Consider the following 23889-nt stretch of genomic DNA (forward strand, 5'->3'; position numbering starts at 1 on the left):
CAATGGTGGTCACGGGACGGGCCTGCAAAACAAAATGTCGCGCAGTGTATCAGTCCCGCCCCGTCAATCCGTAATTTCTGGACGAAAAGTAGCCAGATATCCCCACGTCCACCTCAAAAACACCGGAGCCCTGTAGGAACCGGCTTGCTGGCGATAGCGGTATGCCTGCCAATGGAGCTGCCGACTGATTGAACGCTATCGCCAGCACGCGGAGCGCCGCCCGGCCGTCTCCCACAGTGGGCGTGCCGGTCGCAGGGGCGGTCTCAGTGCTCGATATGCTGCTCCTGCACCACCCGTGCCCGACGCCCGTCCTGGGGCGAGAGCTGGAGGAAGATCGCCGCCGCCAGCATCGCCATGATGCCCACGGTGAGGAAGGTCAGCTGGAAGGCGCCAAGTACCGTTTCCACGCCGTCATTGCCGATCGCCGCGGTAAAGCCGCCGAGCAGCGCGCCGGCACAGGCCACGCCCAGGCTCAGGGACAACTGCGCCACCACCGACAACAGGCTGTTGCCGCTGCTGGCGGACTTGTCGTCGAGGTCGATCAGGGTCACGGTGTTCATCGCGGTGAACTGCAACGAGTTGATCGCCCCGGCAATCGCCAGCATCCCCAGCAACAGTGGATAGGGCGTGTGTTCGGTGACCAGCCCCAGGGCCGCGAGCATCACGCCCAGGGCCAGGGTGTTGCCGGTGAGCACGATGCGGTAGCCCAGGCGCTCGATCAGCGGCCGGGCGATCGACTTGGCGAACATCGCCGCCGCCGCCAGTGGCAACATGCTCATCCCGGCCTGGGAGGGTGAATAACCCAGCGCCACCTGCAGCAGCAACGGCACCAGGAACGGCAGGGCGCCGCTGCCCAGGCGGGCGAACAGGTTGCCGAGGATGCCCACGGCGAAGGTCCGGGTCTTGAACAGCGACGGCGCAAACAACGGATTGTCGATATGCCCGGCGCGCAGCCAGTAGGCCGCCAGGCAAGCCAGGCCGGCGAACAGCAACAACATCACCCGCAGGTGCGGCAGTTGCAATTCGCCCAGGCCCTCCATGGCGATGGTGATCAGCAGCATCGCCGCGCCGAACAGCACGAAGCCGATACTGTCGAAACGGGTGCGCTCGCTGCCGCGCAGGTCGGGGATGAACTTCCACACCGCGTAGCAGCCGACCAGCCCCACCGGCAGGTTGATCAGGAAGATCCAGTGCCAGGTCAGGAACTGCACCATCCAGCCGCCCATGGTCGGCCCGATCAGCGGGCCGAGCAGGCCGGGTATGGTGATGAAACCCATGATCCGCACCAGTTCCGAACGGGGATAGGCCCGTAGCACCACCAACCGCCCGACCGGCAGCATCAGCGAACCACCGAGGCCCTGGATCACCCGGGCACCGATCAGCATGTTCAGCGAACTCGACAGCGCGCACAGCAACGAACCGATGCTGAACAGCAGGATGGCGCTGAAGAACACTCGTCGTGTACCAAAGCGGTCGGAAATCCAGCCCGAAGCCGGGATCAGCAGCGCCACGGTGAGCATGTAGGCGATCACCACGCCCTGCATGCGCAGCGGGTTCTCCGCCAGGTCGCGGGCCATGGCGGGGAGGGCGGTATTGAGGATCGTCCCGTCGAGGGATTGCATGAAGAAGGCAATGGCTACCACCCAGGGTAGCCAGCGAGCGGTCGTTGCGTCCAGCAAGGCGCGGTCGGGCATGGAACGGCTCTTCGTTAGCAGGCTATGGACCTGATTATGCCTGATCGGTCTGCACTTGAGCGTTGTGTCGGCGTGCTATTTGCGCCTTCTCCAGCAGAAAACCGAGCAGGGCCCGGTGCACGTTGTCGGCGGCCGTGCGCGACTCCAGGTCGAGCAGGTGACCGGTGTCCTCGGCCACCGAGAAACTGCAATGGGGAATATGCCGCTGGAACTGCCGGGCGCCTTCGGCGGGGGTGTAGATGTCCTTGGCGCCGTTGAGAAAGTGCACCGGTGTGCGGATGTCGGAGAGTGTCTTGAGGTAGTTGCCGTCGCCGAGCTGCAGGACCTGGTCGATATGAAAGCGCGCCTGGCGGTATTCGGTGCTGGCCATGTTGGCGAGGTGTTGGTGGTTGGTGGTCTTGAGGCGGGGCGGGAGGAAGTGGCCGACAGTATCGTTGAGCAGGTGGCCGATGGCGGACTTGTCGTCGACCTGGATCAGCTCGTGCACCCGCTGCACGTAGGCCAGCATCGGCGGGTTGAGGTCGGGCGCCAGGGCCATGATCACCGAACTCTCGATGGTCGGTGGGTTCCGCGCCAGGGCCAGCAGGCTGGAAATGCCGCCCCAGGATGCCGACACCAGGTGGTTGACCGCGAAGCGCTCGATCAGCGCCAGGAGTATCTGCACCTCGTCGTCCTTGGTCACCAGGCCCGGGTCGGGGTTGTGGGGCTGCGAGCGGCCGGCGAAGGGCAGGTCGAACAGCAGTACGTTGAAGTGTTCGGCCAGGCATTTGCTGGTGCGGGTGAAGGAGGATGTGGTGGACAGCGCGCCGTTGACCATGAGCACGGTATTGCGGTGTGGATCGTCGCCGATGCGCTCGACGTGGATATTGAAATGCTTGAACAGGTTGTTGATGACGAAGCTTCCGTGATTCATATCAAACTCCAGCAAAACACTTTCTAAAGGGGAAAGAGACGCGGCATTGAGTAACGAAATCGGGGGTGAAGCCTGATGGTTCTATGATCGGGGGACGAGGGAGGGTGCTGGCTTTTTAATGCCGTGTCGGATGAAGGGATATGTATAGCGCGCCCGTGCGGGCGGGACAACCGTCTGAATGGATAGGTGTGCGGGTGTTTTGGCCAGGGGGCAGGGGCTTGCGCAGGTCTTGTGGGAGCGGGCTTGCCCGCGAAGCTTTTTATAGCCTCTCGCGGGCCGGCCGGCTCCCGCAGGTTCTAGAGCGTGAGGGTCAGCTTGCCGATCAGCGCGCCTGGCAGCAGGTTGGAGGACGTCTGCCGCTGGTCGTAGGTGCTGGCCGATAGCAGCAGTTCGCGCTCTTCGGTCAGGGCCAGCAGTTCGCTGCCGAGCAGGCTGTAGACGCTGTCATCGAAGCGCATGGTGCTGACCGGGGCCTGGATCTCGCCATTTTCCACCCAGAAGGTGGCGAAGCGGGTCATGCCGGTCATGCGTGCTGCCGACTGGTCCGAATAGTTCAGGTACCAGAGGTTGCTGATGTACAGGCCGGTCCCCAGTTCCTTGAGGATATCCGCTTGCGCCAGTTGGCCAGCACGCATCTCCAGGCTGCTCGGGTACTCGCCGCCGTCCGCACCGTTGGCGCTCAGGCCATATTCGGCGGCGCTGCGCGAACTGACCATGCGGTCGTTGGCCGAGCCCTTGGCCACCAGCGACAGGTCGTTGCGTGGATAACCCTCGCTGGAGAACGCCGGGCTCAGCGAGCCGCTGACCTGTTCGTCCAGCCAGACCAGCGGATGGAACGATGCCTCGCCGGCATACAGCTTCTGCAACGGGCTGTACTTGCTGGCGATGGCCTGGGCCGAGAAACCGCCCCAGCAGAGCATGCCCATGATCTCTTCCAATGCTGCCGGTGCCAGGTAGGCCCGATACTGGCCGGGCGCCAGGGTTCGCAGCGGTCGACCGAGGAACGCCAGTTGTTCGCGGGCCTGCTGGAAACGTCGGGCGAAGCTGTCGCTGTCCCAATGGTCACCGGCGTAGCTGGCCTTCACTGCCTGGCCGTTCTCGTGGAACAGGCTCCAGTCGAAATTGAAACTGTTGGCCTGGTGCCAGCCGAAAGCGCCGTCCGAACTGGCGAAACCACGACTGATCGGGCCGGCGGCATAGAAACCGACCAGGTCCAGGCCGGTTGCGGCGCGGCTGATCTGCTCCAGTACCTGGGCGCTTTCGGGCAATGGCTGTTCCTGCACGCTGCTGCTTTGCCAGGCCGTGTGGTTGAGCAGCAGGTATGGATCGGCCGGCAGCAGCGGCAGGATCTCGCGCAGTTGTCGCAGGCCATCGGCGAGGCGCTGGCGGTCCTGCTCCGGTTCGCCGCAGAGGGTGATCTGCAGGTCAGCGTGGCGACCCGCGTCGATCAGCTTGAAGCTCAGGCTGGCTTGCTGTACCTGTCCGGCCTGGCGTACCCGGCCATGGTTGAAACGAATGAACTCGGACGACTCGGCCGCATAGCCCAGGGTGAACTGTTCCTTGTCCTGCAGGTTCGCCCGTAGCCAGTCCACCAGCGCCTGGAAATGAGTGTGATCCATCAGGCATCTCCTCCGAAGACATCGACGTGGCTGAATACACAGGCGGGCGAGGCGTGGCCGACGCGGATCACCTGGTTGGGTTCGCCCTTGCCGCAGTTCGGCGTGCCGAGGACCTTGAAGGTGCTGGCGTCGCCGACTGCACTGAGGTTGCGCCAGAACTGCGAGGAAATGCCACGGTAGTTGGGGTTCTTGACCACGCCCTTGAGTTCGCCGTTCTCGATCAGTTGGCCCCACTCGCAGCCGAACTGGAACTTGTTGCGCGCATCGTCGATGGACCACGAACGATTGGTCGACATCAGGATGCCTTTCTCGATACCGCCGACCAGTTGCTCGAAAGAGCGATCGCCGGGCTCGATGTTCAGGTTTGCCATGCGATCGATCGGTGGCCGGTTCCAACTGCTGGCGCGGCTGTTGGCAACCCCGTCGAGGCTGGCGCGAAATTGCGACAGCGCTCCGCCCAGCGGCCGTAGCAGCAAGCCTTCGCGGATCAGGAACTGTTTGTGGGCGGCGCTGCCGTCATCGTCATGGGCGTAGCTGGCCAGTTGCTCGGGGATCTCCGGGTCGAAGGTCACGTTGAGCAGGCTGGAGCCGTATTGCAGGTAGCCGAAGTCGCTGGCCTGGACGAAGCTGGTGCCGGCGTAGTTGCGTTCATCGCCCAGGATGCGGTCCAGCTCCAGCGGATGGCCGATGGACTCGTGGATCTGCAGGGTCATCTGGTCCGGCATCAGCAGCAGGTCGCGTGGGCCCGATGGCGTATTGGGCGCCAACAGCAGTTGCAGGGCCTGGTCGGCAACCAGTGCCCCGGCGCCGATCAGGCCCGAACGACCGAGTACTTCACCGCTGCCCTGCTGGCCGAAGTTCTCCCGGCCGAGGGTGCGGGTCTGGCTATCGTTGCCGTCGAAGGCGGTGACGCTCAAACCGGGAAACACGAAGCGCTGGGCCTGGCGCAGTTCGGCACCGGCATTGTTGAGGTAGATCTGCTCGACCTGGGTTACGCCCAGGCTGACCTCCCAGTTCACCAGGCGCTCGTCCCTGGGCACGGCTGCGGATTCGGCGGCGAGCAGGGCGTAGCAGTCGCTCAGTGACGGGAACGGTTGTTCGAGCTGTGGCGAGCAGTAGTCGCCCCGCTCGCTGGAAACCGCCTGCTGGCGCAGGTCGAGCAGGGCATGGACGGCAATTGCGCGAGCCTGCTCTTCGGCCCGTTGCAGCGCGGCCTGCAGGCCCCGAAGGGACAGGTCGTTGGTGGCGGCATAGGCTTCGACGCCATTGACCCGCACGGTCAGCATCGCACCCTCGTCGCGGCTCAGGCTGGGAGGCTCCGGAACGTTCTTGCGCACCGACAGGTACTGCCCGGACTGGCGAACGTAACGCAGCGAAAAGAATTCGGCCCCGGTACGCAAGGCAGCGAAGTGCTGCTTGAGCTGGGGGTGGAAATCGAACATGAGGAAACCTCCCTGGACATGTCGGTTAGGGGCGCATCGCGCCAATACCGTCATAGTGCGGCGTCAGGCGCGCGCAATCCAGTCAGCGAAACAAAATGCCGGGGGAGATTTCAGGGACTGATGACAGAGGGAGCCGGTAGGCCGGCTCCCTCTGGGGTGAAGCTTACTGCGCGGTCTGGCTCACTTCACGCAACGGCTTGCCACGCACCGGCGCGTCGCCCGCGACGTGGTAAGGCGCGGTGCTGCGCGGCAGCGGCTGGCGGCCACGGATCTTGTCGGCGATTTTCTCGGCGATCATGATCGTCGGCGCGTTCAGGTTGCCGGTGGTGATGATCGGCATGATCGATGCGTCGACCACCCGCAGGCCCTGCATGCCATGCACGCGACCCTGGCTGTCGACCACCGCCATCTCGTCGGTGCCCATCTTGCACGAGCAGGACGGGTGGAACGCGGTCTCGGCGTGCTCGCGGATGAACTTGTCCAGTTGCTCGTCGGTCTGCACCTCGGCGCCTGGGCTCAGTTCGCGGCCACGGTAGGCGTCCAGTGCCGGCTGCGCCATGATCTCGCGGGTCAGGCGGATACCATCGCGGAATTCCTGCCAGTCCTGCTCGGTGGCCATGTAGTTGAACAGGATGCTCGGGTGCTGGCGTGGGTCCTTGGACTTGAGCTGCACGCGGCCACGGCTCGGCGAACGCATCGAGCCCATGTGCGCCTGGAAGCCGTGTTCCTTCACACCGTTGCTGCCGTTGTAGTTGATGGCAACCGGCAGGAAGTGATACTGGATGTTCGGCCATTCGAACTCTTCACGGGTACGAATGAAGCCACCGGCTTCGAACTGGTTGCTGGCGCCGATGCCGGTACCGTTGAACAGCCACTCGGCACCGATGGCCGGCTGGTTCCACCACAGCAGCGATGGGTACAGCGACACCGGCTGGGTGCAGGCATATTGCAGGTACAGCTCGAGGTGGTCCTGCAGGTTCTCGCCGACGCCCGGCAGGTCATGCACCACTGGAATGTCCAGGCTTTCCAGCAGCTTGCGCGGGCCGACGCCGGAGCGCTGCAGCAGTTGTGGCGAGGCGATCGCGCCGCTGCAGACGATGACTTCCTTGCGGGCACGGGCTTCGACGCGTTCTTCGGCCGAGCCCACCAGGTAACGCACGCCAACGGCACGCTTGCCGTCGAACAGGACCTTGTCGGTCAGGGCGTGGGTGACGATGGTCAGGGTCGAGCGCTTCTTGGCGATGTCCAGGTAGCCGCGGGCGGTGCTGGAGCGACGGCCGTTCGGCGTCACGGTACGGTCCATCGGGCCGAAGCCTTCCTGCTGATAGCCGTTGAGGTCGTCGGTGCGCGGGTAGCCGGCCTGCACGCCGGCCTCGACCATGGCGTGGAACAGCGGGTTGTTGCCGGCCTTGGGCGTGGTCACCCGCACCGGGCCTTCGCCGCCGTGGTAGTCGTTGGGGCCGATGTCACGGGTTTCCGCCTTGCGGAAGTACGGCAGGCAGTCCAGGTAGCTCCAGTCTTCCAGGCCTGGCAGCTTGGCCCAGCCGTCGTAGTCCATGGCGTTGCCGCGGATGTAGCACATGCCGTTGATCAGCGAGGAGCCGCCCAGGCCCTTGCCGCGGCCACATTCCATGCGGCGGCCGTCCATGTGCGGCTCCGGGTCGGTCTCGTAGGCCCAGTTGTAGCGGCGACCCTGCAGCGGGAAGGCCAGGGCGGCGGGCATCTGGGTACGGAAATCGAAGCGGTAGTCGGGGCCGCCGGCTTCGAGCAGCAGGACGGTGACGCCGGCGTCTTCGGTCAGGCGGGTGGCGATAGTGTTACCGGCCGAACCGGCACCGACGATGATGTAATCGTATTCCTGGGACATGAAATGCACTCCCTCTGTTGAAGTGGGTCAGATAGGGCCGTTGCGGGTGTGATGCACCTGTTCGCGGGCAAGCCCTGCTCCTACAGAGTGGCGGCGTACTTCAATCATGTGTACGCCACGATCCTGTAGGAGCAGGGCTTGCCCGCGAAGACGGCCTCGCGGGCAATACAGGGCTCGGGTTTAGAACACCGAGGCGTAGTCGCCCAGCTCGACCTGAACCGATTTGATGCGAGTGAAGTTGTTCAGCGAGCTGATGCCGTTCTCACGGCCAACGCCCGACTGCTTGTAGCCACCGACCGGCATCTTCGCGTCGGACTCGCCCCAGGCGTTGATCCAGCAGATGCCGGCTTCGAGCTGGTGAATCACGCGGTGGGCGCGGTTCAGGTCGCGGGTCACCAGGCCAGCGGCCAGGCCGAAGTCGGTGTCGTTGGCACGACGGATCACTTCTTCCTCGGTCTCGTAGGTGAGGATGCTCATCACCGGGCCGAAGATTTCTTCACGGACGATGGTCATGTCGTCGGTGCAGTCGGTGAACACGGTTGGCGCCACGTAGGCACCGTTGGCGAATTCGCCGCCCAGGCGCTCGCCGCCGCACAGTAGGCGGGCACCTTCTTCCTTGCCCTTGGCGATGTAGCCCAGCACGCTTTCCATGTGGGCAAAGCTGACCAGCGGACCGAAGTTGGTGTTCTCGTCTTCCGGGTTGCCGACACGGATGCGCGCCACGCGCTCGGCGATTTTGGCTTCGAAGGCGGCTTTCAGGCTGCTCGGGACGAACACGCGGGTGCCGTTGGTGCAGACCTGGCCGGAGCTGTAGAAGTTGGCCATCATCGCGGTGTCGGCGGCGCGATCCAGGTCGGCGTCGTCGAAGATGATCAGTGGCGACTTGCCGCCCAGCTCCATGGTCACGTCCTTGAGCGACGAGCTCGAGGCGCTGGCCATGACCTTCTTGCCGGTGTCGGTGCCGCCGGTGAAGGAGACTTTCTCGATGCGCGGGTGCTCGGTCAGCCAGGTGCCGACTTCACGGCCGCTGCCGGTCAGGACGTTGAACACACCGGCAGGCAGGCCGGCTTCGGTGTAGATCTCGGCCAGCTTCAGGGTGGTCAGCGAAGTGACTTCGCTCGGCTTGAAGATCATCGCGTTGCCGGCAGCCAGGGCCGGTGCGGATTTCCACAGGGCGATCTGGATCGGGTAGTTCCACGCGCCGATACCGGCGACCACGCCCAGCGGCTCGCGGCGGGTGTAGACGAACGACGTGGTGCGCAGCGGAATCTGCTCGCCTTCGATCGCCGGGACCAGGCCCGCGTAGTATTCGAGCACGTCGGCACCGGTGACGATGTCGACATAACGGGTTTCGGAGTAGGCCTTGCCGGTGTCCAGGGTTTCCAGCGCGGCCAGTTCGTCGTTGCGCTCACGGAGGATTTCCACGGCGCGACGCAGGATGCGCGAGCGCTCCATGGCGGTCATGGCGGCCCAGATCTTCTGGCCCTTTTCGGCACTGACCACGGCGCGCTCGACGTCTTCCTTCGTCGCACGCTGCACTTGGGCGAGAACTTCACCGTTAGCCGGGTTGATGGCATCGAAGGTGGCATCGCTGCCAGCATCGGTGTAGCCGCCGTCAATGTAGAGTTTTTGCAGTTCGAAACGGGCCATAGTGTCCTCGCAAGTGCATGAGTGGTGGGCGTTAACCGCCGGACGTGCCATGAAACTCTGGCAACGCCGATTGGCAGTCGTTCAGGGGCCGAGCGGTTCTCTGTGCTCTAGCGCTCCTGTTTCGCCAATTGCAAATCCATGTATTCGTAAGCAATCCGTTGCGCTTGTGCGGTGTCGAAAGCGTCTCCCGACAACGCGCCGCGCAACCACAAACCGTCGATCAACGCTGCCAGTCCCCTTGCCGCGCTGCGTGCCGTGGATGCCGGCAGGACGCGACGGAACTGGTAGCACAGGTTGGAATACAGGCGGTGATCGTTGATCCGCTGCAACCTGTGCAAAGACGGGTGGTGCATGCTGGCGGCCCAGAAGGCCAGCCAGGTTTTCATTGCAGGGCCATTGACCTGGCTGGCGTCGAAGTTGCCTTCGATGATCACCTGCAGATGCGCCCGTGGGCTGTCATCTGCCAGCGCCTGGCGGCGCGTGGCGACATTCTCGGTGAGGACATTCATCAGGTACTGCATCGTGGCAGCGATCAGGCCGTTCTTGTCCTGAAAGTAATGACTGATGATGCCATTCGAGACACCGGCCAGACGGGCAATCAGCGCAATGCTGGCGTCCCCCATTCCGACCTGATCGACCGCCGTCAGGGTGGCTTCGATCAATTGCTGGCGGCGGATGGGTTGCATACCGACCTTGGGCATCGTGCATCTCTCCTTAGGCCCTCCGGCAGACGTGAAACGGCTACCGGTATGTGGACCAGTCTATTTTGTTTTGATTGAACGTTCAATCAACAAAGAATAAGATCTGCGACAAATCGTCGCTGCCTACAGGTTTTTCCTACGTGCGGCTGACGGAAAAACGACCTCCGAAAAAACACCGAACCTGCGGGGCAGACACTCTGCGCAGGCCAGGATGGACATTGCGAACAGGCACGAAAGGCACCGGCAGCACGGCAACGTCTTGCACAAGGTCCTGGCGCACCGGTTCAGGCGCAATCCACGCACGTTCGAGTTTTTCGGGGTGTCTTTATATCACCCGCTGGTCGGCTGCCAACTAACCGATTGGTCGGGTCCCGTGTTGCCTTGTGTCTTTCTCTCGCACTGCCTGGAGCATCTGTGCAATGAGTTCTGCCTCTCTTATAAAGACCCCCGCCGAAAAGGTGCGGGTCAACGGTTGGGTGTTCTACACCTCGACCGCGCTGATACTGCTGCTGACCGCCATCCTGATCATCGCCCCGCAAGAGGCCGGCAAAATGCTCGGCGTGGCCCAGTCCTGGCTCTCGCGCAGCTTTGGCTGGTACTACATGGTGGTGATTGCCGCCTACCTGGTGTTCGTCATCGGGCTGGCGTTTTCCTCCTACGGCAAGCTGAAACTGGGTACCAAGCAGGACACCCCGGATTTCAGCTACGGCGCCTGGGCGGGCATGCTGTTCTCCTCGGGGATCGGTATCTCGCTGCTGTACTTCGGTGCGTCCGAGCCGCTGGATCACTTCTTCAACCCGCCACAGGGCACGCCCGGCAGCAACGAGGCTGCACGCCAGGCGCTGCAACTGACGTTCCTGCACTGGGGCCTGCACGGTTGGGCGATCTATGCGTTGGTGGGCCTGGCGGTGGCGTACTTCGCCTACCGGCACAACCAGCCGCTGGCGCTGCGCTCGGCGTTGTACCCGCTGGCCGGTGAGCGCTGGGTCAAGGGCGCGGCCGGGCACGCGGTGGACGGCTTCGGCATGTTCGTTACCCTGCTGGGCCTGGTGACCAACCTGGGTATCGGCGCGATGCAGGTGTCTTCCGGCCTGGAAAACCTGTTCGGCATGGAGCACAGCAACACCAACCTGCTGATCGTGATCATCGTCATGAGCACCGTGGCGACCATCGCCGCCGTGTCGGGTGTGGAAAACGGCATTCGCCGCCTGTCCAACCTGAACATCGTGCTGTTCAGCGGCCTGCTGATCTTCGTGCTGCTGTTCGGGCCGACCCTGCACCTGCTCAACGGCTTCGTGCAGAACATCGGCGACTACCTCAATGGCGTGGTGTTGAAGACCTTCGACCTCTACGTCTATGAAAACAACGCCGAGAAATCCGATCGCTGGCTGGGCCTGTGGACCCTGTTCTACTGGGCCTGGTGGATTTCCTGGGCGCCATTCGTGGGCATGTTCATCGCACGTATTTCCCGTGGCCGTACCGTGCGTGAACTGGTCGCTGGCGTGCTGCTGATCCCGTTGGGCTTCACCCTGGCGTGGCTGTCGATCTTCGGCAACTCGGCCCTGGACCTGGTGATGAACCACGGAGCCGCGGAACTGGGCAAGACCGCACTGGAACAGCCGTCGATGGCGATCTACCAGTTGCTGGACTTCTACCCGGCGGCCAAGGTGGTGATCGGTGTGTCGATCTTCGTCGGTTTCGTGCTGTTCCTGACGCCGGCCGACTCCGGTGCGGTGATGATGGCCAACTTGTCGTGCACCGGTGGCCAGGTTGACGAGGACGCCCCGCACTGGCTGCGGATCTTCTGGTCGGTGGTGATCACCCTGGTGACCATCGGTTTGCTGTTCGCCGGTAACTTCGAAGCCATGCAGACCATGGTGGTGCTGGCGGGGCTGCCGTTCTCGGTGGTGCTGGTGTTCTTCATGTTCGGCCTGCACAAGGCCATGCGCCAGGACGTGCAGATCGAAGACGAACAGGCCGAGCTGGCGGCCCGCGGCCGTCGCGGTTTCAGCGAGCGCCTGAGCCTGCTGGACCTGCAACCGACCCAGGCGATCGTCCAGCGCTACATGGATAAGCAGGTCAGCCCGGCGCTGGAAGAGGCGGCGGAGCAACTGCGCAACCTGGGTCTGACGGTGCAGACGCAGCTGGGCAAGTCCAAGAGCCTGATCGGCCTGCGGGTGGAAATGGAGGAGGGCAATCCCTTCGTCTACGAAGTGAGCCTGGACGGCTACCTGGCGGCACCGAGCGAATCGGCCCAGGTCGAGGGTGCCGAGAGCGAAGTGCGCGCCCGTTACTACCGCGCCGAGGTGTACCTGCACAACGGCAGCCAGGAGTACGACCTGATGGGCTTCACCCGGGAGCAGATCACCCGTGATGTGCTCGATCAGTTCGAAAGCCATCGGCAGCTCTTGGGCCGGGTCTACAGCTGAGGTTTGGCGGTGCATTCGTTGTACCGCCCTTTCCTCAAGAGCTGGCAGGTTCCCTGTGGCGAGGGGGCTTGCCCCCGCTCGGCTGCGAAGCAGTCGTAAAATCGGTTGCCGCGTTCTAACTGATACTGCGCGATTACCGGTTTTGGGGCCGCCTTGCGGCCCAGCGGGGGCAAGCCCCCTCGCCACTGGGTGAACCAGCTCCTTGCTACAAGTGAAAGCCGTAAACGAAAACGCCGCGAGAGTCTCGCGGCGTTCTTGTTTCTGCTTTAGCCCAGGTTCTTGCCCAGCAACGCGTGATACAGCTCGCTGTCGCCGAGTATTCCCACCACCTTGTTGTTGTCGTGCAGCACCAGCTTGTTGCCGGTCTGGTAGCGGATCTGCAAGGCGTCGCGCATGCCGATGTTGGAGTCCACCAGGGTCGGGCTGCGCCCCAGGCTTTCCACCGCCTGGCCCTGGACCCAGCTCTGCAGGTTCAGGCTGGAACCGTTCTGGCGGGCCCCCTTGATCGTGTTGCCTTCGGCCAGGTCGATCCACGAGTCGCCACCCGGATCGATGCACACCGAACCGTTGACGCGCTTGCAGTTGTCCAGGCTGCGCATCAGGCTGCGGCCACAAAGGACGTTGAGCGGGTTGGTATGGGCGACGAAGGTGCGCACATAGTCATCCGCCGGGTTCAGCACGATGTCCTCGGGCTTGCTGTACTGGATGATCCGACCGTCCTTCATGATCGCGATGCGACTGCCGAGCTTCAGTGCCTCATCGAGGTCGTGGCTGACGAACACGATGGTTTTCGCCAGCTTGTTCTGCAAGGTCAGCAACTCGTCCTGCAGGCCCTGGCGGATCAGCGGGTCGAGGGCCGAGAAGGGTTCGTCCATCAGCAGAATATCGGCGTCCATCGCCAGTGCGCGGGCCAGGCCGACCCGTTGCTGCATGCCGCCGGAGAGTTCGTCGGGCTTCTTGTTGCGCCATTGCGCCAGGCCCACCAGTTCGAGCTTCTCGTCCACCAGCTTGCGTCGTTCCTTTTCCGGGCGCCCCTGCATCTCCAGGCCGAAGCTGATGTTTTCGCGCACCGTCAGCCAGGGCATCAGGGCGAACTTCTGGAACACCATGGCGATGCGCTGGGTGCGCATCATCTTCAGTTCGGCGGGCGTGCAGGAGGCAATATCGATCTGCCGGCCTTCATGCTCGACGAACAGCTGGCCGCGGCTGACGGTATTCAAGCCGTTGATGCAGCGCAGCAGGCTGGATTTGCCGGAGCCGGAAAGGCCCATCAGCACGCAGATCTCGCCTTTCTCGATTTCCAGGCTGGCGTTCTCGACGCCGACGATCTGGCCGGTCTTCTTGAGGATTTCTTCCCGCTTGAGGCCCTTGTCCAGCAACGCGAGTGCCTCGCGCGGGTTCTTGGAGAAGATAACGTCTACCTTGTCGAAGCGGATGATGCTCATGCGTCCCCCTTAACCTGTGCGTCGGGTTGTTTGCAGATGCGGTCGAGCATGATTGCCAGCAACACGATCGCCAGGCCGGCTTCGAAGCCCAGGGCGATATCGGCGGTGTTCAGTGCGTTGACCACGGGTTTGCCCAGCCCATCGGCGCCGACGAGCGCGGCGATCACCACCATCGACAACGACAGCATGATGCACTGGGTGATGCCGGCGGCGATGCTCGGCATGGCATGGGGCAGTTCAATTCGGGCGAGCAACTGGCGACGCGAGCAGCCGAAGGCCTTGCCGGCGTCCATCAGTTCCTGCGGTACGTCCTGGATACCCAGGTAGGTGAGGCGAATCGGCGCGGCGATGGCGAACACCACGGTTGAGATCAGTCCGGGGACCACGCCCAGGCCGAACAGGGTCAGGGTAGGGATCAGGTACACGAAGGTCGGTACCGTCTGCATCAGGTCGAGGACCGGGCGCATCAGGGTATAGAACACCGGCTTGTGCGCGGCGACGATGCCCAGCGGCACGCCGATGATCACGCAGACCAGGGTGGCGAACATCACCTGGGCGAGGGTCTCCATGGTTTCCTGCCAGTAGCCCAGATTGAGGATCAGCAGGAAGGAAGCGACCACGAAGGCGGTCAGGCCCCATTTGCGCTGAATCAGGTGGGCGATCAGCGCGATCAACGCAATCAATGCCAGCGGATTGAACCAGGCCAGCGCGAACGTCACGCCGTGGATCATCGTTTCCAGTGTCGAAGCGATTGCATCGAAGTAGTTGGCACCGTGTTTGGTCAACCAATCGACGAAGGCTGCGATGTACTGGCCCAGGGGTATCTTGTGTTCAGTCAGCATGGTATCGAACGTCCACATGCAGGGAAATAAATGCCAGACCAGGCGGGCGGGCCCGCCCGGTCGCGGCGGTTATTGCGCGAGCTTGGCTTTCACGGCTTCCAGGCCGGGTTTTCCGTCAATGGTGGTCACGCCAGCCAGCCAGGTATCGAGTACCTGCGGGTTTTTCTGCAGCCAGGCCTTGGCCGCGGCTTCAGGTTTCATCTTGTCGTCGAGGATGTTGCCCATCAGCGAGCTCTCCATGTCGACGGTGAACTCCAGGTTCTTCAGCAGTTGGCCGACGTTGCTGCATTCCTGCACATAGCCCTTGCGGGTGTTGGTCAGGACGGTGGCGGCACCGAAGTCCGGGCCGAAGAAGTCGTCGCCGCCGGTCAGGTACTGGATCTTGAAGCGCTTGTTCATCGGGTGCGGCGCCCAGCCGAGGAAGACCACGGCGGTGTCGCGTTTCTGCGCACGATCGACTTGCGAGAGCATCCCGGCCTCGCTGGACTCGACCACCTTGAAACCGGCGTCCTTCAGGCCGAAGGCGTTCTTGTCGATCATGCTCTGGATCAGGCGGTTGCCATCGTTGCCAGGTTCGATGCCGTAGATCTTGCCGTCCAGTTCCTTCTTGAACTTGGCGATGTCGGCGAAATCGTGCAAGCCCTTGTCATACAGCGCCTGGGGAACGGCGAGGGTGTACTTGGCGCCCTTGAGGTTGGTGCGCACGGTGTCCACGGTGCCGGCATCGCGGTAGGCCTTGATGTCGTTTTCCATGGTCGGCATCCAGTTGCCGAGGAACACGTCCATGTTCTTGCCATCGGCCAGCGACTTGTAGGTCACCGGCACGGAAATCATCGTGGTCTTGGTCTTGTAGCCGAGTGCGTCAAGGACGACGCTGGTGGTCGCCGTGGTGGCGGTAATGTCGGTCCAGCCGACATCCGAGAAGTTCACGGTGCTGCATTGTGCCGGCTCTGCGGCCTGGGCCAGCAGGGGGAGACTCAGCATCGCGGCCCACAACAACGAGGGGGAACCTTTCATCGGGGTAGACTCCTATCAGTTTTTTTCTTGGCAGTGTCCAAAGGGACGATTGCGCTTAATTGTTCTGTTGCGGTTGGAGGCGTCGAGGACAGCTCTACCCCTGTGCCTTGCAATCGAGTCGGGATTGATCATGTACCAGCCTGAAAATGTCGCCTACCGGGTGCGTCGTATCCAGTACAGGGGGGGTCGCATCCAGTGTCGATGAGGTCGCTTACAGACTTTTCATCGGTTTTTTCTGTCCTGTGAACGCAAAAAAGCAGCGAAAAAAGCCTCTTGGCGGCGTCTGGCGTTGTTGGACAAGATTGCGTCGGTGCGAGACGTCGAAGGCAATTTCAAAAGGCTGATGATGCTTTCATACCGGCGGATCGCGACCTCAGCGTAGCAGTCCCGCCACCGGGTGCCTGGCCGCCCGGTTCCCGCATCCAGAGGACTTCGCAGTCATGGCAATCAGCGTGTTTGACCTGTTCAAGATCGGCATCGGCCCCTCCAGTTCTCACACCGTGGGGCCCATGCGGGCGGCGGCGTTGTTCGTGCAGGGGCTGCGTGAGCGCGGCCTGCTGGAGCAGGTCCGGCGGGTCGAGGTGCAGCTCTACGGATCGCTGTCGGCCACCGGCATCGGCCACGGCAGCGACACGGCGGTGATCATGGGCCTGATGGGCGAATGGCCGGACGCGATCGACCCGTCGCAGATCGGCCTGCGCATCGCCACCCTGCGCGAAACCGACACGCTGCTGCTCGACAACCGCCTGCCGGTGCCTTTTGTCTGGTCGCGGGACATGCTGCTGCTCGAAGAGAACCTGCCGTTCCACCCCAATGCCATGACCCTGGTGGTGTTCGGCGATGACGGTGAGCTGCATCGCGACACCTACTATTCGGTCGGTGGTGGTTTTGTCGTCGACGAGGCGCAGGCGTCCAGCGGCGTGGCGGACATGGACAGCACCGTGCTGCCCTATGATTTCTCCAGTGCGGTCGAACTGCTCGAGCTGTGCCGCAAGCACAATCTGCGCGTGGCCGAACTGATGATGGCCAACGAGCGTGTCTGGCGTTCGGAAGACGAGATCCGCGCCGGGTTGATGAGGCTCTGGCGGGCGATGCAGGAGTGCGTCGAGCATGGCCTGCAGCATGAGGGCATTTTGCCAGGCGGGCTGAACGTCCGGCGGCGCGCGGCCAAGCTGCACCGCAGCCTGCAGGAACTGAACAAGCCGAACGTGATCGGCTCGACCCTGAGTGCCATGGAGTGGGTCAACCTGTTCGCCCTGGCCGTCAACGAAGAGAACGCCGCCGGCGGGCGCATGGTGACGGCGCCGACCAATGGCGCGGCGGGGATCATCCCCGCAGTGCTGCACTACTTCATGAAGTTCAGCGAGGCGGTGACCGACGCCAACGTCGTCGACTTCTTCCTCGGTGCGGCGGCGGTCGGCATCCTGTGCAAGAAAAACGCTTCGATCTCCGGTGCCGAAGTCGGCTGCCAGGGCGAGGTCGGTTCGGCCTGCGCGATGGCTGCCGCCGGGCTGGCCGAGATTCTCGGAGCGAGCCCGGAACAATTGTGCAACGCCGCCGAGATCGGCCTGGAGCACAACCTCGGCCTGACCTGCGACCCGGTCGGCGGGCTGGTCCAGGTACCGTGCATCGAGCGCAACGCGATTGCCGCGGTGAAGGCGATCAACGCCGCGCAGATGGCCCTGCGCGGCGATGGCCAGCACTTCATTTCCCTCGACCGGGTGATCCGCACCATGCGCGATACCGGGGCCGACATGCATGACAAGTACAAGGAAACTTCGCGCGGCGGGTTGGCGGTCAGCGCGGTGGAGTGCTGATCTTTTAGCGGGCCGTCCAATCTGTGCGGGCAGGATTCGTCGGCTCTCCACAGACCGAGAGCTGTGCACTAATCGCCCACTCATCACCCCTCGCGCCACCTTTTGGCGCGTCGCAAACAGATAACTGGGCCGTTGCCGTCAGCCTTGTCGGCAACGCTTCTCAAATACCTTTCGCGTGCTTGTGGTGACACTCGCGCGCGGCGCTCCCCTCGCCCGAAACACAAGTGCTACCGATCTGCTCACATCCGTGGAGCCCGCCACCTGCATCAGTTTCCCAGCCCCTTAATCCATACTCCCGGCAAGGGCTATGCAGACACGCTGGCATGTCGTTTTCAGGAGTTATTGAATAGACATTCAAACTTAGGCATGGCAATTGCTCTGTCATTACAAAGCGCCTTTTCCCACAGGGAACTAGGGCAATAACAAGAGCCTCCGCCTGAGGCCATAACCCGCTTTGTGTGAGGAGATATCGCGATGACGTCGTTCAACTCCGGGGCTCAGCCTCAGAACCGTGCGCCTCAATCCATCGGCTTCCTGCTGCTGGATAATTTCACGCTCATTTCCCTGGCCTCCGCAGTGGAACCGCTGCGCATGGCCAACCAGTTGTCCGGTCGGGAGCTGTATCGCTGGACCACCCTGAGCGTCGATGGCGGACAGGTCTGGGCCAGTGACGGCCTGCAGATCACGCCTGACGCCGCGATGCACAAAGCCCCTGCGATGGACACCGTGATTGTCTGCGGTGGCATCGGCATCCAGCGCACCGTCACCCGTGAACATGTCTCCTGGCTGCAGAGCCAGGCCCGCCAGTCGCGCCGCCTGGGCGCGGTGTGCACCGGCAGTTGGGCGCTGGCCTGTGCCGGCCTGCTCGACGGCTTCGATTGCAGTGTGCACTGGGAATGCCTGGCGGCGATGCAGGAAGCCTTCCCGCGGGTGGCCATGAGCACCCGCCTGTTCACCCTCGACCGTAACCGCTTCACCAGCTCCGGCGGCACCGCGCCACTGGACATGATGCTGCACCTGATCAGCCGTGATCATGGCCGCGAGCTGTCGGCGGCGATCTCCGAGATGTTCGTCTATGAACGCATCCGCAACGAACAGGATCACCAGCGCGTGCCGCTCAAGCACATGCTCGGCACCAACCAGCCGAAGTTGCAGGAAATCGTCGCGCTGATGGAAGCCAACCTGGAAGAGCCGATCGACCTCGATGAACTGGCGGTCTACGTTTCCGTGTCCCGTCGGCAGTTGGAGCGGCTGTTCCAGAAATACCTGCACTGCTCGCCGTCGCGCTACTACCTCAAGCTGCGGCTGATCCGTGCACGGCAACTGCTCAAGCAGACGCCGATGTCGATCATCGAAGTGGCTTCGGTCTGCGGCTTCGTTTCGACGCCGCACTTCTCCAAGTGCTACCGCGAGTACTTCGGCATTCCGCCGCGTGACGAGCGCGTTGGCTCCAACACCGCGCAGCAGGTGGCGATGATGCCGATCCCGCAGGCCTTGGTCCTGGCCCCGCTGTCAGGGCCGATGTCGGCCTTGAGCCAGGCGCGCAACGAGTCGACCTTTGCCAGCGTGCGTCTCTAACGAAATCGGTTAAGACGAGCTTACCCCTGTGGAGAGCGGGCTTGCCCGCGCTCGGCTGCAGGGCAGCCGTGAAACCCGTCGCCGCCATTCTGCCTGATGCACCGCAGTGCCTGGTTCCAGGGCCGCTGCGCGCCCCAGCGTGGGCAAGCCCACTCGCCACAGGGTGGCTCTAGAGCGGTTGTTGAGGGTGAGCGAAGCTCTGTTCTGGCTGACTGGCAATGTGGCGAGCGGGCTTGCCCGCGTTCGGCTGCAGGGCAGCCGTGAAACCCGTCGCCGCCATTCTGCCTGATGCACCGCAGTGCCTGGCTCCAGGGCCGCTGCGCGCCCCAGCGTGGGCAAGCCCACTCGCCACTGGGTGGGTCAGGCGCGTTTTTGCTGCTGGTATTCGGCCAGCGCCGGCAGCAACTGCTTGTCGATGGCCTGGCGCACGGCCGGCAGGATCGTCGCGCTGCTGGTGTACATCTCCTTGACCATCTTGCGCAGCGCATAGGCGCGTGCGTCGTCCAGGCCGCGTACCGCATGTTCGCAGGCCTGCTCGGCGGTGACGCCGCCGGGTACTTGCACGCCAAGGGATTTGAGTTGGCCCAACAGGTCTTCCTGGTCAATCAGATCTGCGTACATCATGGCGCTTTTCCTATTCAGGGCTGTTCGTGTCTCGATTCTGGTAGGCCATCGGGGTGTCGGCAAGAACAGATTGTCGTCATGTCATAGATGCCTATGAACATGTCGTTTTCGGCAAAGTCGGGGGCTGGGCGAATGGGCAAACTGGCGTCCAGTTGGGCTCGTCGACGGTTTGGTCACCTTCTCGACGCCACTGCTGAAGACACTCTCTCGCCTCGGTCCTGTCACGGCTTGATCGGGGTTTTTTTTGCCTGCTGTTTGCCTGTGGGCGCACGTCTCCGCTGGTCGCCAGCAAGCGGAGCGCCGCCCGGCCATCGGCCCAGCTCACTCGGACCCGATCCGCCAGCGGTTGCATGGCGGCCAGGGCACCGATCGGTGGATAACTGCGGTAGCTGGCAAAAGCGGCGACGGTGTTCTCGGTGAGCGCCTTGGTCGTTGCGAGGTTATTGCTTGCCTGGCAGCCCGATCACTCGGCCGATGTACTCGGGCAGGGGCAGGTCGGCCTGTTCCTCAAGCAGGGCCTGCAGGCGTTCCAGCACGGCTTCGCTGAAGGGCGCCGCGCGTGGGCCGGCGAGGTCGACGTGGAGCAGCATCTGCTCGTTGCCGGCCAGCTCCTTGTCGCCGTCCGCCAGGTGCAGGCTTTGGTAGAGGTGCAGGCGCTTGGCGTCATGGGCGATGATCCGGGTATGCACCTCGACCTGGGCGCCGAGCTTCACCTCGTGCAGGTAATTCAGGTGCAATTCGAGTGTGAACAGCGAACTGCCGGTGGCTTCTCGGTTGTCGCTATCGAGGCCCAGGTGATCCATCAGGGCATCGGTGGCATAGCTGAAGATCAGCAGGTAGAACGCGTCGCGCAGGTGACCGTTGTAGTCGACCCAGTCGGGGATGACGGTGGTGGTGTAGGTGGTGAGGTGGGGCATGTGCAGGCTCCCGAATGTGGATGGATCGCAGTGGGTGTTGTCAGGACGGGCGCTTTCGCGGGCAAGCCCGGCTCCTACAGGGATCTAGGCGTACGCAGAACTCATGTACGACGCCACTCCTGTAGGAGCCGGGCTTGCCCGCGAAGGGGCCCTCCGAGCCCCGCAGAAACTTACTCGCTGAAACTCATGCCGTGCTTGGCCTTGGTGTTCTTCACCGCCTCCAGCACCGCCAGCAGGCAGTCATCACGATAGCGCTCCAGCGCAGAGATGCTGTGGCTGCCCAACTGCTCGCGGGTGCCTTCGACCACATCGTCGATCAGTTTGTCGGTCAATTCCGGCGCCGGCAGATAGGTCCACGGCAGTTGTAGCGCCGGGCCGAACTGGGCCATGAAGTGGCGCATGCCGGCGTCGCCTCCGGCCAGCGTGTAGGTCAGGAAAGTGCCCATGAACGACCAGCGCAACCCGGCGCCAAAACGGATCGCATCGTCGATCTCGCCGGTGCTGGCGACACCATCGTTGACCAGGTGCAGCGCCTCGCGCCACAGCGCTTCGAGCAGGCGGTCGGCGATGAAACCGGGGACTTCCTTGCGCACATGCAGCGGACGCATGCCCAGCGACTCATAGACCCTGATCGCCGCCTGCACGGCTTCGGGCGCGGTCTGCTGGCCGCCGACCACTTCCACCAGCGGCAGCAGGTACACCGGGTTGAACGGGTGGCCGACCACGCAACGTTCCGGGTGGGTGGCGCCTTCGTAGAACTCGCTGGGCAGCAGGCCCGAGGTGCTGGAGCCGATCAGCGCGTCGGGCTTGGCGGCGGCGCTGATCTTGGCGTGCAGCTCGAGTTTCAGCTCCAGGCGCTCGGGGGCGCTTTCCTGGATGAAGTCGGCGTCTTTCACGCATTCCTCGATGGTCGCGACGAAACGCAGCCGGTCCTGGGCAGCGCCAGGCGCCAGGCCCTGTTTTTCCAGGGCGCCCCAGGCGTTGGCGATACGCTTGCGCAGGGCCGCCTCGGCACCGGGCGCCGGGTCCCAGGCCACCACGTCCAGACCGTGGGCGAGGGCACGGGCGACCCAGCCACTGCCGATGACACCGCTGCCGAGGGCGGCGAAGGTTTTGATTTCAGTGATAAAGCTCATGACGAATTCCTGAAGAAGTACGCGGTTACCTGTGTGGGAGCCGGCTTGCTGGCGATCCGTCGAAGGCGGCCATCCCATACATTGAGGGTGTTCATGTGGCCGCTATCGCCAGCAAGCCGGCGCCCACGGCTACAGTTGGATTCGGTGGCTCAGCCGCGCCGGGTCAGGCCCATCTTCACCCGCCCTTCGGCCGGGGTCAGGACACGGGCGCCCAAGCGACTGAGGATTTCCGTGGCCCGTTCCACCAGTTGGCCGTTGGTCGCCAACACGCCCTTGTCCAGCCACAGGTTGTCTTCCAGGCCGACCCGCACGTTGCCACCCAGCAGCACCGCTTGCGCGGCCATCGGCATCTGCATGCGGCCGATACCGAAGCCGGCCCAGACCGCGCCCGCCGGCAGGTTGTCGACCATGGCCTTCATGGTGGTAGTGTCGGCCGGGGCGCCCCACGGGATGCCCAGGCACAGCTGGAACAGCGGGTCGTCCAGCAGGCCTTCCTTCATCATCTGCTTGGCGAACCACAGGTGGCCGGTGTCGAAAATCTCCAGCTCGGCCTTTACCCCCAGTTCCTGGATGCGCTTGGCGCCGGCACGCAATTGCGCCGGGGTAGAGACGTAGATGGTGTCGCCATCGCCGAAGTTGAGGGTGCCGCAATCCAGGGTGCAGATCTCCGGCAGCAGTTCCTCGACATGGGCCAGGCGGGTCAGCGGGCCCACCAGGTCGGTGTTGGGGCCGAACTCGGTCGGGGTTTCGCCTGGGCCGATCTCCAGATCACCGCCCATGCCGGCAGTGAGGTTGACGATGATGTCGACGTCCGCCTCGCGGATGCGCTCCATCACTTCGCGGTACAGCGCCACGTCGCGGCTGAACTTGCCGGTCTCGGGATTACGCACGTGGCAGTGCACCACGGTGGCGCCGGCCTTGGCCGCCTCGACCGCTGCGGCGGCGATCTGCCTGGGCGTGACCGGCACATGCGGGCTCTTGGCGGTGGTGTCGCCCGCACCGGTGAGTGCGCAGGTGATGATGACGTCGTGGTTCATGGTGCAGGTTCCTTACAGGCGTGGTGGTTCACACCGCAGCCGGCAGCGGCTGCGGGGGAGATGGTCGGCTTGGGTCTACTGGCTGGTCAGTTGCAGGTTCGCGGCGGCCGGGCGGCCATCGAAAGTGGTCACGCCCTGCAGCCAGCGGGCCTGGTCCTGCGGGTGGTCCTTGAGCCATTGGCGGGCCGATTCGAGGGCGTCCTTGTGGTCGAGCAGTGGCTGCATCATCCGGCTCTCGTCGGCGGCGCTGAAGGTCAGGTTCGTCAGCAGCCGGTTGATGTTCGGGCACTGCTCGGCGTAGGTCGGCGAGGTGACGGTCCATACCGTCGCCATGCCTTCATTCGGGCCCAGGGCGTCCTCGCTGCCGGTGAGGTAGGTCATCTGCACGTTGACGTTCATCGGGTGCGGCGCCCAGCCGAAGAACACCACGGCTTCCTTGCGGCGTACGGCACGGTCGACGGCGGCGAGCATGCCGGCCTCGCTGGACTCCACCAGTTGGAACTTGCCGAGGCCGAACTGGTTCTTGGCGATCATCGCCTTGATCTGGGTATTGGCACCCGAGCCCGGTTCGATGCCGTAGATCTTGCCGCCCAGTTCCTTCTCGAACCTGGCGATGTCGGCGAAGCTCTTCAGGCCCTTGTCGGCCAGGTAGGTCGGTACCGCCAGGGTCGCGCGGGCATCCTTGAGGCTGGGTTCGGCCAGGACCTTGACTTGCCTGGCGTCGACGAACGGGGTGATGGTCTGGGTCATCAGCGGGTTCCAGTAGCCAAGAAACAGGTCCAGGCGTTGGTCGCGGATGCCGGCGAAGATGATCTGCTGGGAAGCGCTGGTCTGCTTGACCTGGTAGCCGAGACCTTCGAGCAGCACCTGGCTCATGGCGCTGGTGGCGATCACGTCGGTCCAGTTGACCACGCCGAGGCGGACGTTCTGACAGGAGGCCTGGTCGGCGGCCATCACGCTGGTACTCAGGAGCGCGGCGCCGGTGAGTGCGAGTGCACAGCGGCTGATCAGTCGTTTCATGCGGGTATCCTCGGCAGGTCGTTATTGTCGGTTCCGGCGTCTGGTGCGCCGGTGATGCTCAAGTTACTCAGCTTGAGTTATCTGAAAACGCACTACGGCGACCGACTCTTGCACAGCGGCGACCAGCGCTATTGCCGCGAC

The 23889-nt window shown here is 63.5% G+C and carries 18 protein-coding genes; 3 read left to right on the forward strand and 15 right to left on the reverse strand.

Annotated elements, in window-relative coordinates:
* Nucleotides 1-263: 263 nt before the first annotated feature.
* The 7 genes from mdtD to betI all read right to left on the reverse strand — a co-directional run bounded on the left by mdtD (nucleotide 264) and on the right by betI (nucleotide 9886).
* On the reverse strand, nucleotides 264-1694 hold the full coding sequence (mdtD, locus tag AC6I6U_RS05865) for a multidrug transporter subunit MdtD (RefSeq protein WP_497881091.1): 1431 nt from the start codon (nucleotides 1692-1694) through the stop codon (nucleotides 264-266).
* A gap of 34 nt (nucleotides 1695-1728) precedes the next feature.
* On the reverse strand, nucleotides 1729-2607 hold the full coding sequence (locus AC6I6U_RS05870) for an alpha/beta fold hydrolase (protein WP_497881092.1): 879 nt from the start codon (nucleotides 2605-2607) through the stop codon (nucleotides 1729-1731).
* Between the two features lie 296 nt (nucleotides 2608-2903).
* A complete protein-coding gene (locus AC6I6U_RS05875; RefSeq protein ID WP_497881093.1) occupies nucleotides 2904-4226 on the reverse strand; it encodes a TldD/PmbA family protein in 1323 nt (440 codons plus the stop codon).
* Nucleotides 4226-5668: a TldD/PmbA family protein gene (locus AC6I6U_RS05880; RefSeq protein ID WP_497881094.1), complete on the reverse strand. Its 1443-nt coding sequence runs from the start codon at nucleotides 5666-5668 to the stop codon at nucleotides 4226-4228. The genes AC6I6U_RS05875 and AC6I6U_RS05880 overlap by 1 nt, the downstream gene beginning before the upstream one ends.
* 163 nt (nucleotides 5669-5831) lie before the next feature.
* Entirely contained in the window at nucleotides 5832-7535 is a 1704-nt protein-coding gene (gene betA, locus AC6I6U_RS05885) for a choline dehydrogenase (RefSeq protein WP_497881095.1), read from the reverse strand.
* A gap of 180 nt (nucleotides 7536-7715) precedes the next feature.
* Nucleotides 7716-9185 (reverse strand): betaine-aldehyde dehydrogenase, encoded by a 1470-nt coding sequence (gene betB / locus AC6I6U_RS05890; RefSeq protein WP_497881096.1) that lies wholly within the window; start codon nucleotides 9183-9185, stop codon nucleotides 7716-7718.
* A 107-nt stretch (nucleotides 9186-9292) separates the two neighbouring features.
* Nucleotides 9293-9886: a transcriptional regulator BetI gene (betI, locus tag AC6I6U_RS05895; protein ID WP_497881097.1), complete on the reverse strand. Its 594-nt coding sequence runs from the start codon at nucleotides 9884-9886 to the stop codon at nucleotides 9293-9295.
* A 476-nt stretch (nucleotides 9887-10362) separates the two neighbouring features.
* On the opposite strand from betI, the gene AC6I6U_RS05900 reads away from it, so the two are divergent.
* A complete protein-coding gene (locus tag AC6I6U_RS05900; protein WP_497882993.1) occupies nucleotides 10363-12315 on the forward strand; it encodes a BCCT family transporter in 1953 nt (650 codons plus the stop codon).
* A 266-nt stretch (nucleotides 12316-12581) separates the two neighbouring features.
* Here AC6I6U_RS05900 and choV read toward each other — a convergent pair whose 3' ends face one another.
* The 3 genes from choV to AC6I6U_RS05915 all read right to left on the reverse strand — a co-directional run bounded on the left by choV (nucleotide 12582) and on the right by AC6I6U_RS05915 (nucleotide 15619).
* Nucleotides 12582-13760, reverse strand: a complete 1179-nt coding sequence (choV, locus tag AC6I6U_RS05905) for a choline ABC transporter ATP-binding protein (protein WP_497881098.1) — start codon at nucleotides 13758-13760, stop codon at nucleotides 12582-12584.
* On the reverse strand, nucleotides 13757-14602 hold the full coding sequence (gene choW, locus AC6I6U_RS05910) for a choline ABC transporter permease subunit (protein WP_497881099.1): 846 nt from the start codon (nucleotides 14600-14602) through the stop codon (nucleotides 13757-13759). Before choW ends, choV begins: the two co-directional genes overlap by 4 nt.
* Nucleotides 14603-14671: 69 nt before the next feature.
* Nucleotides 14672-15619, reverse strand: coding sequence for a choline ABC transporter substrate-binding protein (locus tag AC6I6U_RS05915; RefSeq protein WP_497881100.1), 948 nt, complete (start codon nucleotides 15617-15619; stop codon nucleotides 14672-14674).
* A 440-nt stretch (nucleotides 15620-16059) separates the two neighbouring features.
* Between AC6I6U_RS05915 and AC6I6U_RS05920 the strand changes: the two genes are divergently transcribed.
* Nucleotides 16060-17436, forward strand: a complete 1377-nt coding sequence (locus AC6I6U_RS05920; protein WP_497881101.1) for an L-serine ammonia-lyase — start codon at nucleotides 16060-16062, stop codon at nucleotides 17434-17436.
* A 474-nt stretch (nucleotides 17437-17910) separates the two neighbouring features.
* Nucleotides 17911-19014: a choline metabolism transcriptional regulator GbdR gene (gene gbdR, locus AC6I6U_RS05925; protein ID WP_497881102.1), complete on the forward strand. Its 1104-nt coding sequence runs from the start codon at nucleotides 17911-17913 to the stop codon at nucleotides 19012-19014.
* Between the two features lie 360 nt (nucleotides 19015-19374).
* Here gbdR and AC6I6U_RS05930 read toward each other — a convergent pair whose 3' ends face one another.
* The 5 genes from AC6I6U_RS05930 to AC6I6U_RS05950 all read right to left on the reverse strand — a co-directional run bounded on the left by AC6I6U_RS05930 (nucleotide 19375) and on the right by AC6I6U_RS05950 (nucleotide 23748).
* Complete coding sequence (locus AC6I6U_RS05930; protein WP_497881103.1) at nucleotides 19375-19638, reverse strand: hypothetical protein; 264 nt, start codon at nucleotides 19636-19638, stop codon at nucleotides 19375-19377.
* Nucleotides 19639-20078: 440 nt separating this feature from the next.
* The gene (locus AC6I6U_RS05935) at nucleotides 20079-20555 is read right to left on the reverse strand and encodes a thioesterase family protein (protein ID WP_497881104.1); all 477 of its coding nucleotides are present in this window, start codon (nucleotides 20553-20555) and stop codon (nucleotides 20079-20081) included.
* A gap of 170 nt (nucleotides 20556-20725) precedes the next feature.
* Nucleotides 20726-21691 (reverse strand): L-carnitine dehydrogenase, encoded by a 966-nt coding sequence (locus AC6I6U_RS05940; RefSeq protein WP_497881105.1) that lies wholly within the window; start codon nucleotides 21689-21691, stop codon nucleotides 20726-20728.
* A gap of 149 nt (nucleotides 21692-21840) precedes the next feature.
* Nucleotides 21841-22728 carry a 3-dehydrocarnitine:acetyl-CoA trimethylamine transferase CdhC gene (gene cdhC, locus AC6I6U_RS05945; protein ID WP_497881106.1) on the reverse strand — a complete coding sequence of 296 codons (888 nt, stop codon included), beginning with the start codon at nucleotides 22726-22728 and terminating at the stop codon, nucleotides 21841-21843.
* A gap of 75 nt (nucleotides 22729-22803) precedes the next feature.
* Nucleotides 22804-23748 (reverse strand): choline ABC transporter substrate-binding protein, encoded by a 945-nt coding sequence (locus tag AC6I6U_RS05950; protein ID WP_497881107.1) that lies wholly within the window; start codon nucleotides 23746-23748, stop codon nucleotides 22804-22806.
* Between the last annotated feature and the right edge of the window lie 141 nt (nucleotides 23749-23889).

The sequence above is a fragment of the Pseudomonas sp. UTLPPB19802 genome (assembly GCF_059730225.1).